Origin of the sequence: Saccharothrix saharensis (assembly GCF_006716745.1) — a bacterium.
In the GTDB taxonomy this organism is placed as follows: Bacteria; Actinomycetota; Actinomycetes; order Mycobacteriales; family Pseudonocardiaceae; genus Actinosynnema; species Actinosynnema saharense.
Map to the genome: position 1 here is coordinate 1,083,223 of NZ_VFPP01000001.1, position 12,963 is coordinate 1,096,185.

A 12,963-nucleotide genomic window follows, 5' to 3' on the forward strand; every position below is an offset into this window, starting at 1 on the left:
AGGAACCGCGGTCAGCCGGACAACGTTGTCGGGCCGTTCGTCAGGACGGCAGCGGGTGCAGCTGCTCCGGTGGCGTGCCGACGCCCTGCACCACCGCGAGCAGGCGCTGCCCGGCCCGTTCCGGGCGCACGTGCGGGCCCTCGGTCACGGGCAGGACGAGCAGTTCGGACGCGGCGATCGCGGCCTCGTCGACCCGGATGCCCAGCCCCGGGCTGTCACCCAGGACGAACGCCCCGTCCTCGATGTGGAAGTCGACCGCGACCCCCGACGGTGGCCGCAGCTCCTGCAGCTCGCTGACCAGGTGGTTCGGCACGGACGTCGCGGCGTGCAGCAACCCCACCGGCGTGTTGCCGATGGGGCTGACGGGCAGGTCGTGGGCGTGGGCGTAGGCCGCCACCCGCAGGAAGTGCGTGACGCCCCAGCCCGCGGCCGCCTGCACGACGTCGACCGCACCCGTCGAGATCAGCGGGCGGTACTGCTCCAGGCCGGTCAGGTTCTCACCGGTGGCGACCGACGCGCGGACGCCCCGCCCGACGGCCGCGTGGCCTTCCGCGTCCCACCGCCGGACCGGTTCCTCGATCCAGATCAGGTCGAGCGTCCGCTCCAGCTCGCCGACGTGGCGCACCGCCTGCTTGCGGGTCAGCGCCTCGTTGACGTCGAGCATCAGGCCCGGTCGCGTGCCCCGACCGGCGTCGGTGAGCACGTCGCGCACCAGGATGAGCCGGTCGCGGTCCCGTTCGACGTCCAGACCCCCCTTGAGCTTCGCCACCCGCAGTCCGAGGTCGGCGTAGGTCGCGTACAGGGCCACGAGCTCGTCGTCGCCCAGCCCGATGTCCACACCGGACGCGTAGGCGGGCACGCGGCGGTCCCGCCCGCCGAGCAGCCGCCACAGGGGTTCGCCGGCGGCCTGCGCCTTGATGTCCCACAGCGCGGTGTCCAGGGCGCCGATGGTGCCGAACACCGCGCCCGCGTGACCGGCCTTGAACACCTGTCGCAGCATCCGGTCGTACAGCGCGGTGACGCCGCGCGGGTCTTCGCCCTCGATGGCGGCGAAGACCGAGTCGATCTCCACGTGCGGTCCGAAGCCGACGCCGGTGATGCCCGCGTCGGTCTCGACGAGGACGATCGGCACCCGCACGACGCCGTCGGCGAACACGCCGTTGGCGTCGCCGACCGGTCGACCCCAGTCCTGGACGGTGGTGAGGGTCCGGTAGCCGGTGATGCGCATGTCAGCCCTTCGTGGCCCCTGCGGTGACGCCGTCGGCGATCCGGCGCTGCAGGAACAGGTAGACGACGAGGACGGGAACCGCGGCGATCAGCACGCCGGAAGCGAACACGGGGATGTCGTCGGAGTACTGGCCCCGCAACGACGTGACGCCGACCATCAGCGTGCGATGGTCCGCCGACGGCATCACGAGCAGCGAGATGAGCACGTCGTTCCAGCAGAACAGCGCGTTGAGCACGCCGACCGACAGCAGGGCCGGCGCGCCCATCGGGAGCATGATCCGCCAGTACACGCCGTACGCGGTGTTCCCGTCGATCCGCGCCGCGTCCACGATCTCGGGCGGCACGGCCGCGTAGAAGCTGGTCATCAGGAAGACCGTGAACGGCAGGAACTGCGCCACGTACGCGAGGACGAGTCCCGGGTAGGTGTCGAGGAGACCGGTGTCGGCCATGATCCGCGCGAACGGGACCATGATCACCTGGAACGGGACGAACAGCGCCGCCAGGACACCGAGGAACAACGCGGACGAGCCGCGGAAGCGCAGCCGGGCGAGCGCGAACCCGGCCATCGAGCCGAACAGCGACAGCACGGCGACCGCGCACGCCACGACGATCACCGAGTTCAGGAAGTACCGCGCCATCCCGACGCTCGACCAGGCCGCGGCGATGTTCTCCCAGTGCCACGACCCGGCCGGGGAGAACCGGTCGAGGACGTACTCCCGACGGGTCTTCAGGGCGACGTTGGTGGTGAACACCAGCGGGTAGACCGTGGCCAGCGCGAGCCCGGCCATCGGCACCGCGACGACCCAGCCCGTCAACCTCCGGCCGGCCATCAGCCCTCCCTGCCCGCGCGGCGCAGGACGGCGATCTGCGCCAGCCCCACGACGAGCATGATCACGAACAGCGCGGTGGACGCCGCGGACGCGAGCGCGGGCTGGTTGAACTGCCCCTGCTGGACCCAGACGTAGTACTCGGGCAGGTAGGTGGAGCCCTCCGGTCCGCCGCCGGTCATCACGTACAGCAGGCCGAACATCGACGTCAGCATGCCGATCATGGTGGTGACGAAGACGAACTGGATCGTGCGGGTCAACCCCGGCACGATCACGTGCCGGATGGTCTGCGGCAGCGACGCGCCGTCCACCTTGGCCGCGTCCAGCAGCGAGGGGTCCAGGGTGGAGAAGCCGGCCAGGAACACGACCAGCGCCATGCCGAACGTGGCCCAGACGTGCACCCCGACCACCGCGAAGATCGCCACGTCCGGATCGCCGAGCCAGTCCACCGGCCCGAGGCCCACCCCGCCGAGGACCGCGTTGAGCGGGCCGTCGTGGGCGAGCAGCAGGTTGAAGATCGCCCCGACGATGACCGGGGACAGCACGGCCGGGAAGAAGTACACGCCCCGGTAGACCCGGTGCCCCGGCACCCGCAGGTGGATGAACGTGGCCAGCAGGCCGGGGATCGCCACCGCCACCGGGAGCAGCAGCACCAGCAGGCCGACGTTGCGCAACGCGGTGCGGAACAGCGGGTCGGCGAGCAGGGTCGCGTAGTTGTCCAGGCCGACCGGCGTGCCGTTGCGGTCACCGTCACCGGTGAACGAGAAGTTCACCCCGAGCACCAACGGCCACAGCCGCAGCACCACGATGGTCAGCACGGCCGGCGCCAGCAGGACGAACGGCGCCAGGCGCTCGGACCGCGACCCGCGACGGGCGCGCCGCGACACCCGCCCCACCGGCCGCCGGGCGGCCGCTCGGACGACCTCCCCGGTCCGCTCGGCGACCACCGGGCGGACCGAGGGAGGAGAACCCCCGGGTGGCACGGATCAGCTCGCCTTGTCGGAGGCGGCCAGCTGCGCCACGGCGTCGTCCACGGTGACCGAGCCGCTGAGCAACTGCTGCGAGAGGCGGCCCATCAGGTCGATCGTCTTGCTGGACAGCGCGACGTGCAGCGCGGGCTTGCCGCCCTTGATCCCCGCGGTGATCGCGGTGACGGCCGGGCCGCCGGCGGAGACGTCGATGGTGGTGTCGGACGTGATCGCCCCCGCGTCGGCGTGGAAGGCCTTCAGCGCCTCGGATGACGTCAGCGACCGCACCAGGTCGGCGGCGCGCTTCGGGTCCGCGGTCCACTTGGCCACCGCGTACCCGATGCCGCCGTCGTACGGCAGGCTCGGCGTCGCCGCCGGGTTGACCACCGGCGCGGCCATGACGCCCACGTCGGCCGGGTCGAGGAACTCGCCGAAGTCCTTCCAGTGCCCGATGTCGGACATCAGCCCGATGATGTGCGCGGCCTTGCCCGACTGGAACACCGCGAACGCGTCGTTGAACATCGCGGTGGAGTTGACCCCGTCGTTGTTGAGGCCGGCGTCGTTCGCCTGCTTCCACAGCTCGAAGACCCGCTTCACGCCCGGCGAGCTCCAGTCCCGCTCCCCGGCGATCCAGTCGTCGTACTCCTGCGGCGTGAGCACCGCGGAACCCATGGCGGACAGGAAGAACTGGATGCCGATGCCTTCCTTGTTGCCCACGCCGAAGCACTTCGCGCCCGTCTTGCCGGCGATGGCGCCGCAGTCGGCGACGAAGTCGTCCCAGGTGTCGGCGGGCGCCTCGGGGTCCAGTCCGGCCTGTTCGTACAACGCTTTGTTGTAGTACAGCGGGTGGCCTTGCAGCGTCACCGGTGCGGCGTAGGTCTTGCCGTCCCGGGCGAACGCCTCCCAGCCGGCCAGCCGCTGCCGGTCCGGCGCGAGGTACTCGTCCAGCGGCAGCAGCGCGTCGACCCGGTCCCGGAGTTGGCCGCCGCCGTTGAAGAGCACGACGTCGGGCCCCTCGCCCGCCTGGATGGCGGCGCCGAGCAGGGTGTAGTACTGGTCGAACGGCTGCGCCACGAACTCCACGTCCACGTCCGGGTGGGTCTTCGCGAAGTCGGCCTTGGCCTTCTCGAGGTACGCGGCGGCGCTCGCGTCACCGGACTTCCAGTCCCAGACCACCAGCCCGTCGCCCGATCCGCCGGAGGCGCCCGGCGACGTGGCGCTGCCGCACCCCGAGGCGAGGACCAGTCCCAACACCACGGCGGCCGACCACAGTGCGCGCTGCTTCATCGCTGCTCACTTCCCAGACGGCGACCGGGCGATCTCCGCGCTCGGCGCGATTGGATCGGAAACGTAACTCGTATGACGTCTGACGTCAACGCTGCTCCGTATACTCGGCCCAGCCCTGAAGGCACCGGGGCGCACCGCGCGACCGGAGGAAAGATGACCTCAGCGGGCCGGCGACCGGCCGACGACCCACCCGCGGCCCCCGAGTGGGCACGCCGACCGGCCAACCTGGCCCAGGCGGTCACCGCGGAGCTCGTCGGGCGCATCGTCCGCGGCGTCCACCCGCCCGGGACGGCGCTGCCACCGGAACCCGTGCTGGGCGAGACCTTCTCGGTGAGCCGGACCGTGATCCGCGAGGCCGTGAAGGTGCTCCAGGAGAAGGGACTGGTCCAGGTGCGCCAGGGCGCGGGCACCCTGGTCACCCAGCCGACGACGTGGAACATGCTGGACGAGCTGGTCCTCGCGGCGACCATCGCCGAGGACGAGACGCTGGCCGTGCTCGACGATCTCGTGGTCACCCGGCGACTCCTCGAATCGGACATGGCCCAGGTGGCCGCCCGCACGGCCGACCAGGACACGGTCGACCGGCTGCGCGACCTCGTGGACCGGATGGACCAGCTCGTCGCCGACCCGGACGCCTACCACGAGCAGGACCGCGCGTTCCACGACGCGGTCATGCGGGCGTCGGGCAACCGGATCGCGCGCGGTGTCGTGCGCTCGTTGGAGAGCCAGGTCATCAACACCGCCCGCTACATGGGCCGGACCGAACGCGCGCTGTGCGTGGCGTCGAACCGGGGCCATCGCCGGATCTACGAGCGGATCGCGGCGCACGACCCGGCGGGCGCCGCCGAAGCCATGTACGACCACATCACCGAAGCGTGGTTGGCGCGCCGCACCGAAGACGGGGATCCGAGCCGCCTGGAGCGCTAGGTTCAGGCGACGACACCACCCCCTCCGCACAGCCACTCCGCTGAGCGTCGTCGCGCTCCCGCGGACGACTCCGGTCAGCATACCGATCACCGGCGCTCAAGGGAACGATGAGTAGTACTTACCCGGACAGAACGCGGATCTCCGGAAATAGCCCCGTTTCTCTTGACGGCACCGACGCGCACAGGCTGTCATGAGTAGCTAGCACGGCGCGATGAGTCAGACTCATCCGGAGGACAGGCGGCGAGCGTTCCCTGGGGTGGCTTCCGATCCGCACGGCCCCGTCCCCCGTTCGCCCGCACCGATCGCCGTGCGTCGGCCGCCGGCTCGGAGAACGGGAGGTCCACAGTGGGCGCACGACGGGTCACGTTGGCCGACGTGGCCAAGGTGGTCGGCGTCTCCCAGACCACCGTGTCCCTGGTGTTGTCGGGACGCGGTCGGGACCTGCGGATCTCCGAGGAGATGCAGCGCCGGGTCCGCGAAGCGGCGACGGAGCTGGAGTACCGCCGCAACCGGGTCTCGACGGCACGGCTCGGTGCGAGGACGCGGACGGTCGCCTTCGTGTCCGATTCGGTCGCCAGCTCGCGGCTCGCCGGCCACATGATCAAGGGGGCGCTCGGCGCGGCCCGGCGGCACGGCGTGACGCTGCTGTTCGGCGAGACCGAGGGCGACGCGGGGTTCCAGCGCACGCTCATCGGGACGATGCGCGACTACCAGGTCGACGGCTTCATCCTGGCCTCCGCGCACACCCGGACGATCACCACCCCGAGCGAGCTCGCCACCGGTCCCGCGGTGCTGCTCAACCTGCTGCCGCGCGAGCCGTCACCGCTCATCTCGGTCCTGCCCGACGAGTTGCAGGCAGGCCGGGCCGCCGCGCGCGTGCTGCTGGACGCCGGCCACCGCGAGGGCATCCACCTCATCGGCGTCGGCCCGTCCGGGGGTGACGTCCCGCCGGGCCGCACCACGGCGTCCGACCGGCTCGCGGGCATCCACCAGGAGCTGGCCGAGGTGGGCGTCGAGGTGGAGAGCGGGCGGCCGTGCCGCTGGTGGTTACCGGAGTGCGGTTTCGAGGCGACCGCGGACCTGCTGGGCAAGGCCCGGCCCCGCGCGTTGATCTGCCTGGACGACCGGCTCGCGCTCGGCGCCTACCAGGCGTTGCAGGACGCCGGCCTCACCGTGCCCGACGACGTCTCGGTGGTCTCCTTCGACGACCACCCCATCGCCTCCTGGCTGCGCCCGGCCCTCACCACGGTCGCCCTCCCCCACCACGACCTGGGCGCGAAGGCCGTCGACCTCCTCTTCGCCGATACCGGGCAGCCCGGCTCCGACCACGCCCGCCGCGGCCGCACCCACCGCGTCCCGATGCCCGTGCGGCACCGGAACTCCGTGGCCCCGCCCCGGTGAGCGGAGCCGGTCCGTCACGTCAGCCCGACCCCCGCACCCACGGGTGCGGCTCGCGCCGACCAGCCGGGTCGGACCGAGCACCGGCGGCGCCGAGGCCGGTCCGGTGAGCTGGAGGACACGTGGTTCCGGGGAGTCTTTCTCCCGCCGCGCGCGCGAGGTCCTCCAGCGTGGCGCCGCCACGGCGGGGAGGTTCGGCGGGCCGCCGGACGCCGGCGGCCCGCCCGGACCCGTCCGCTACTTCCAGGAACCGGGGTAGCCCGGCATGTCCTCGCAGCCGCACATGGCGTAGTGCAGCGGCGGCATGTCCTGGGCGATGTAGTCGCGGACGTTCTCCTGGGTCACCTTGGGCTGGGGCAGCACCCACTCCCGCGGCACCTCACGACCGGCGAGGATCCGCAGCGCGGCGATCACCGGGGTGCGCCACTGGAACGTCGGGTAGGTGGGCGCGACCGCGGTCATCCCCTCGGCGACCCACGTCCGCAGGAAGTCCTGCTGGTCCTCGCCGACGAACGGCGGGATCGGCACACCCGCGTCCTGGAACGCCTCGACCGCGGCCACGGCGGTCGCGCCGGCGTCCATCCAGACTCCGTCGATCCGGCCCTCCCGCTGGAGGTAGTCGCCGACGATGGACTTGGTCTTGGCCGCGTCACCGTCGGTGAACTCGACCCCGACGACGTCCAGCCCGCTGCCGGTGAAGATCTCGTTCGCCGCCGCCCACCGCTGCTCCAGCACGTCCACACCGGGCAGGATGCGCAGCGCGAGCACCTTGCCGCCCGCCTCCACCTCCTCCTTCAGGAACTCCGCCCCGTCCGCGCCGAACGCGAACCCGCCGATCGGGTGGATGAACGTGACGGGGCAGTCGGAGTCGACGCCCCGGTCGAACACGATCACCGGCACGCCGGTCGCGCACGCGGCCTCGACGGCCGGCGTCAGCGTGGCGGTGGTGTTCGGCGACACGATCAGCGCGTCGCAGTCCTGCGAGGCGAACGACCCGATGTCGCTGATCTGCTTGTCGTCCTTGGCCTCCGCGTCGAGCACGGTGAAGCGGGTGATCTCCGGGTGCAGCTTCACCTCCTCCCGCATGGTCTTCACCCCGACCTGCCGCCAGGGGTTGTCCACCGAGGCGTTGGAGAAGCACAGGTGGTGGTCGCCTCCCGGCGCGGCGAACCGCGCGGTGTCGACCATCTCCGGGTCGAGCACCTGCTCCCACGGCCCGGCCGGCGGATCGGCGTCCGCGAACCCGACGGGCTTCGCGGTGCGCAGCGCCAGTTGGCGCTCGTACTCGGCCCGGTCGAAGAACTCCGAGTCGGCCCGCGCCGACGTCGTCGTGGCGCCCGGCCCCCCGGTGGGCAGGTCGCTCGAACAACCGGCGGTGGCCAGTGCTCCCACGAGGACGACGGCGAACCACTTCCTGCGCATGGTGTTGCTCCCAGGTTCTTCGGCGGCGTTCAGGAGGTCACCGGCCCGGGGCGGCGTGGCCGGAGCCTGCGCCACGAGCCGGTACCGCGGGCGGCGTAGGCGACCGCGGCGATGATGATCAGGCCCTGCACGGCGGACTCGAGCGCTCCCGCGACGCCGAGCAGGTTCAACAGCGAGAACAGGGCTTCCAGCGACAACGCGCCCGCGGCCGCGGCGACCACCGAGCCGCGGCCGCCGCCGAGCAGCACGCCGCCCAGCACGACCGCGGTGATGGCCCGGAACTCCAGGCCGGTGCCGACCTGCGCGGACACCCCGGCGAACCCGGCGAGCAGGATGGCCGCGAGGGCGGCGAGCAGTCCCGAGAGCACGAACGCCAGCACCCGCAGCCGGTCGACCCGGCCACCCGCCAGCCGGACGGCCCGCTCGTTGTCCCCCACCGCCGACAGCATCCGGCCGGTGCCGCTCCGCATCAGGAGCACCGCGGCCACCGACACCACCAGCAGGATCACCACCGACCACGGCACCTGTCCGAGGACCGGCACGTCGAACCCGCCCCGGCCGAACGCCCGGAACGACGGCGACAACGCGCCGCGCGGCGACCCGCCGGTCCACAGGAAGACCGCGCCGTCGAGCACCAGCAGCATGCCGAGCGTCACGATGAACGACGGCACCAGCAGCTTCGTCGTGACCAGGCCGTTGACCAGGCCGACCAGCACGCCGAAGCCGAGCACCAGGGCGATCACCCACGCCGTGTTCGCGTCGTCGCCGTCGATCAGCCGGGCGGCGATCACCACCTCGGCGGTGACCAGCGACCCGACCGACAGGTCGAACCCGCCGGACACGACCACGAAGTACTGGCCGATCGCCAGGACCACCAGCGGCGCGGCCCGCTTGAGCAGCGCCAGGTAGCCCGCGGGTTCGGCGTAGGCAGGACCGGTGAAGGCCAGTGCCACCAGCAGGGCGCCGAGCACGACCAGCACCGGCGCGGTACCGTCGGCCAGGCGGGGCCGCCACGTCACGCCGACCTCCGCGACGATCGGCGGCGGGCGTACAGCGCCACCGCGACGACGAGCACGACACCGCGCACCACGTCTTTGAAGAACGGATCGACCGCGAGGTCGTCGAACACGGTGTCCAGGGTCGCCAGGAGCAGCACGCCGCCGACCGTGCCGACGACACCGCCCCGACCACCGGCCAACGCCGTGCCGCCGAGCACCACGGCCGCGATGGACTCCAGGTCGTACCCGGCGTCGGTGCCGACGTAAGGCGCGCCCGACCCGAGCCGGGCGGCCAGGAACACCCCGGCGAGACCCGCCGCGACCGAGCACAGCACGTGCGCGGTCACGATCGTCCGGCCGGTCCGCACCCCCGACAGCCGCGCGACCTCGACGTCACCGCCCACGGCGTACATGTGGTAGCCGCCGCGGGTCCGCCTCAGGTACCACCACGCGCCCGCCGCGACGAGCAGCACGAGCAGCGCGGCCACCGGGACCGGCCCGATCCGGTCGTACCCGAGGTGTTGGAACGAGCGCGGCACGCTGCCGGCCGGCCCGGTGTAGTTGTGCTCCAGGTAGCCGCGCAGCACCAGCGCGACCCCGAGGGTGGCGATGAACGCGTTGGCCTTCAGCACGGTGATCACCAGCCCGTTGACGAGGCCGACCACCGCCGCGAGCGCCACGGCGAGCAGCACGCCGGGCACGACCATCGCACCGCTGCCCGCCATGGTCTCGGCCGCGACCAGCGAGCACAGCCCGACCAGGTAGGCGACCGACAGGTCGAGCGACCCGGTGACGATCACCAGCGTCTGCCCGACCGCGATCAGCCCCAGCGCGGTGGCGCGGGTGAGGATCGTGAGGATGCCGCCCTGGTCGAGGAGCACACCGCCCTTCAGAGCCACCAGGACGCTGCCCACGACGAGCAGCACGACCAGCGCGAGGTACACGGTCGCCGTCGGCGTGAGCGCGATCTTGCGGGACCGCGGCGCGGTCCCGCCGCTGAAGGTCCGCTCCGGCACGAGGTTCACGCGGCGTCACCGAGCCCGTGCCCGGTCGCCAGCCGCATCACGGCCTCCTCCGAGGCGCCGGCCGGCAGCTCGCCCGCGACCGAGCCCTGGTGCAGCACGACGACCCGGTCGCTCAGGCCGATCAGCTCGGGCAGCTCCGACGAGATCACCAGGATGGCCATCCCGCGGCCCGCGAGGTCGCGCAGCAACCGGTGGACGGTCTGCTTCGCGCCCACGTCGACCCCGCGCGTCGGCTCGTCCACGACCAGCACGCGCGGCTCGACCGCGAGCCACTTGCCGAGCACCACCTTCTGTTGGTTGCCGCCCGACAGGTAGCGCACCTCCTGGTGCGGTCCCCGCGCGGTGACGGTGACGGCGTCCAGCAGCGCGGCGAGGTCGTCGGACCGCCGCGCCGCCGCGCCCCGCAGCGCCGCCCGGCGCGCGAGCAGCACGTTGTCCCGCACCGACTGCCGCAGCGCCAGCCCTTCGCCCTTGCGGTCCTCGGTGACGTAGCCGATGCCGACCCGGACGGCGGTGCGCGGCCCGTCGACGTGGACCGGCGTCCCGTCCACTTCGAGGGAGCCCGCGGTGAACGGCTCCACGCCCCAGATCGCCCGCGCCGTCGCGGACCTCCCGGAACCCTGCAACCCGGCCAGGCCGACGATCTCGCCGGCCCGGACCTCGAACGTGAGGTCCCGCACCCGGCCGTTGCCCGCACCGCGCAACGCCAACCGCACGTCGCCGGGGTCGTGGCCGCGTTCCGGGTAGAGGGCGTCGAGCGGACGGCCCACCATCAACCGCACGAGCCGGTCGGAGTCGATGTCGGCGGTCGCCGTGGTCGCCACGAACGCGCCGTCCTTGAGCACGGTGATGCGCCGGCTGAGGTCGAACACCTCGCGCATCCGGTGCGAGACGTAGAGCACGGCCATCCCGCGCTCGCACAGCCGCCGCACCAGCGCGTACAGCAGTTCGACCTCGTGGTCGGCCAGCGCGGCGGTCGGCTCGTCCATGGCGAGCACCCGGGCGTCGGCGGACAGCGCCTTGACGATCTCCACCACCTGCCGCTGGGCGACGGAGAGCCGCGAGACGGGGCTCGCCGGGTCGATCGTCCGCACCCCGAGCCAGTCCAGCAGCCGTCGGGTCTCGGTCTCCATCGCGCGACCGTCGACCCGGCCCCGGCGCACGGGTTCCCGGCCCAGGAACACGTTCTCGGCGACCGACCGGTGGTCGAGCAGGGCGAGCTCCTGGTGGATGATCGCGATGCCCGCCGCGTGGGCGTCGCGCGGTGAGCCGAACGAGACCTCCTCGTCGTCGAGCACGATCCGCCCGGAGTCCGGCCGGTGGACACCCGCCAGCACCTTCAGCAACGTCGACTTGCCCGCCCCGTTCTCCCCGACCAGCGCGTGCACCTCGCCGGGCCGCAGCTCGAGGTCGACCCCGCGCAGCACCGCGACGCCGAGGAAGCTCTTGGTGATGCCCTCCAGCCGCACGTTCACACCGTCACACCTTCCACCGTGGACACCACGTCACCTGCTCGGGTCCCCGGCCGGGAACCCGAGCAGGTGAGTCGGACGACATCAGAACTGGGAGAGGAACCTCCACGCCTCACCCTTGGTCCACGTCCGGATGCCGCTCTCGGCGTAGGTGCCGTCGACCGGGCCGGGCATGTGCCCGTTGTCGAACGCGGCCCACTGCACCGGGTACCCCGCCCGGCACGAGTACGTGGTGGTCACGTGGGTCATGCTGCCCTGGGCGGGCTCGCGCGGGGTCTGGGGCGTGCACCCGTTGTTCGCCACGAACCGGTCCCGCAACTGGCGGCCCATCGAGATGTTGAGGACGTTGTCGGTGAGGCCGTGCATGCCGAAGTACGCGATCGGCTGGCTGCCGCCGCTGCACCCGCTCAGCTGGGCCCCGGCGTAGACGACCACCGCCCGGAACACGGTCGCCCGTGCGCAGGCGAGCGCGTAGCTCATGCCGCCGCCGTAGCTGAAGCCCATCGCGAACCGCAGCTTCGGGTCGACGCACAGGTCGCTCTCGATCCGGCGGATCATGTCGTCGGTGAACGTGACGTCCTCGCCGCCGGAGTTCGCCCAGCCGTTGCCCAGGCCCTGCGGGGCCACCAGGATCGCGCTGTTGTTCGACTGCTCCTGCATCCCGTAGTACGACCACGCCGTGCCGCTCGTCCCACCGGACGACACGTCGTTCATCGTGCCGCCGCGCCAGTGGTACGCGAAGATCAACCGGTACGGGCGGGTGTTGTCGTAGCCGTCCGGGACCCGCAGGATGAACTGGCGGGTCTTGCCGCCGCTCTGGATGGAATGCGTGCCGCTGCGCAACGTCGGTGCCTTGCCGCACCCGGAGCCGGTGTCACCGCCGCCCGACACCTTGGCCAGCAGCCACTGCTGGTTGTTCCCGCCGTGGTCGGAGTACTGGACCACGGCGGCGTTGTCCGCCGTGGACGCGCCCTGCACCTCGACCGCCTTGTTGCTGTGGCGGGCGATGAACCGCACGTGGCCGCCGTCGGAGTCGGCCAGCCGGAACTGCTGGTTGGTGCCCCCGTGGTCGGCCCACTGCTGGATGGCGGCGCCGTCGGCGGTCGACGAGTTCGGCACGTCCAGGACCTTGCCGGAGTGCCGGGACCGGATCCGGTAGTAGCCGCTGCCCGAGTCGACGAACTGCCACTGCTGGTTGACCCCGTCGTGGCGGGTCCACTGGGTGATCCGCGCGCCGTCGTTGGTCGCCGAGCCGGCCAGGTCGAGCGCCTTGCCGCTGGTGCGGTTCACCAGGACGTACCAGGCGGTCGGGTCGACCGTGGCCGCCGACGCCGGCACGGCGTTGACCGCGGTCATCGCGCCGGCCGCGAGGAGCACCGCCGCCACGGCGGCCGTCACCGGTCGTCGGCGTC

10 protein-coding genes and 1 pseudogene are annotated in these 12,963 nt (G+C 72.3%); 2 read left to right on the forward strand and 9 right to left on the reverse strand.

Annotated elements, in window-relative coordinates; all coding sequences use genetic code 11:
• Nucleotides 1–40: 40 nt before the first annotated feature.
• Genes FHX81_RS04120 through FHX81_RS04135 form a run of 4 tightly spaced genes read right to left on the reverse strand, consistent with a single transcriptional unit; the run spans nt 41 to nt 4,309 of the window.
• Nucleotides 41–1,228 carry a mandelate racemase/muconate lactonizing enzyme family protein gene (locus FHX81_RS04120; RefSeq protein ID WP_141975280.1) on the reverse strand — a complete coding sequence of 396 codons (1,188 nt, stop codon included), beginning with the start codon at nt 1,226–1,228 and terminating at the stop codon, nt 41–43.
• A 1-nt stretch (nt 1,229) separates the two neighbouring features.
• Nucleotides 1,230–2,057, reverse strand: a complete 828-nt coding sequence (locus FHX81_RS04125) for a carbohydrate ABC transporter permease (protein WP_141975281.1) — start codon at nt 2,055–2,057, stop codon at nt 1,230–1,232.
• Nucleotides 2,057–3,001 carry a carbohydrate ABC transporter permease gene (locus FHX81_RS04130; RefSeq protein ID WP_246107619.1) on the reverse strand — a complete coding sequence of 315 codons (945 nt, stop codon included), beginning with the start codon at nt 2,999–3,001 and terminating at the stop codon, nt 2,057–2,059. The genes FHX81_RS04125 and FHX81_RS04130 overlap by 1 nt, the downstream gene beginning before the upstream one ends.
• A 39-nt stretch (nt 3,002–3,040) precedes the next feature.
• Nucleotides 3,041–4,309: an ABC transporter substrate-binding protein gene (locus FHX81_RS04135; RefSeq protein WP_141975282.1), complete on the reverse strand. Its 1,269-nt coding sequence runs from the start codon at nt 4,307–4,309 to the stop codon at nt 3,041–3,043.
• 153 nt (nt 4,310–4,462) lie between these two features.
• On the opposite strand from FHX81_RS04135, the gene FHX81_RS04140 reads away from it, so the two are divergent.
• Together FHX81_RS04140 and FHX81_RS04145 are read left to right on the forward strand one after the other, a co-directional pair.
• Nucleotides 4,463–5,236, forward strand: coding sequence for a FadR/GntR family transcriptional regulator (locus FHX81_RS04140; protein ID WP_141975283.1), 774 nt, complete (start codon nt 4,463–4,465; stop codon nt 5,234–5,236).
• A gap of 345 nt (nt 5,237–5,581) precedes the next feature.
• A complete protein-coding gene (locus FHX81_RS04145; RefSeq protein ID WP_141975284.1) occupies nt 5,582–6,637 on the forward strand; it encodes a LacI family DNA-binding transcriptional regulator in 1,056 nt (351 codons plus the stop codon).
• A gap of 234 nt (nt 6,638–6,871) precedes the next feature.
• Here the strand turns inward: FHX81_RS04145 and FHX81_RS04150 are convergent, their stop codons facing one another.
• The 5 genes and pseudogenes from FHX81_RS04150 to FHX81_RS04170 all read right to left on the reverse strand — a co-directional run.
• Nucleotides 6,872–8,056 (reverse strand): substrate-binding domain-containing protein, encoded by a 1,185-nt coding sequence (locus FHX81_RS04150; RefSeq protein ID WP_141975285.1) that lies wholly within the window; start codon nt 8,054–8,056, stop codon nt 6,872–6,874.
• 29 nt (nt 8,057–8,085) lie between these two features.
• Nucleotides 8,086–9,075: an ABC transporter permease gene (locus tag FHX81_RS04155; protein WP_246107620.1), complete on the reverse strand. Its 990-nt coding sequence runs from the start codon at nt 9,073–9,075 to the stop codon at nt 8,086–8,088.
• Entirely contained in the window at nt 9,072–10,070 is a 999-nt protein-coding gene (locus FHX81_RS04160; RefSeq protein ID WP_141983724.1) for an ABC transporter permease, read from the reverse strand. The genes FHX81_RS04155 and FHX81_RS04160 overlap by 4 nt, the downstream gene beginning before the upstream one ends.
• 5 nt (nt 10,071–10,075) lie before the next feature.
• Nucleotides 10,076–11,554, reverse strand: a complete 1,479-nt coding sequence (locus FHX81_RS04165; protein ID WP_141975286.1) for a sugar ABC transporter ATP-binding protein — start codon at nt 11,552–11,554, stop codon at nt 10,076–10,078.
• An 84-nt stretch (nt 11,555–11,638) separates the two neighbouring features.
• Nucleotides 11,639–12,907, reverse strand: a pseudogene (locus tag FHX81_RS04170) (RICIN domain-containing protein); the annotation flags it as partial.
• Between the last annotated feature and the right edge of the window lie 56 nt (nt 12,908–12,963).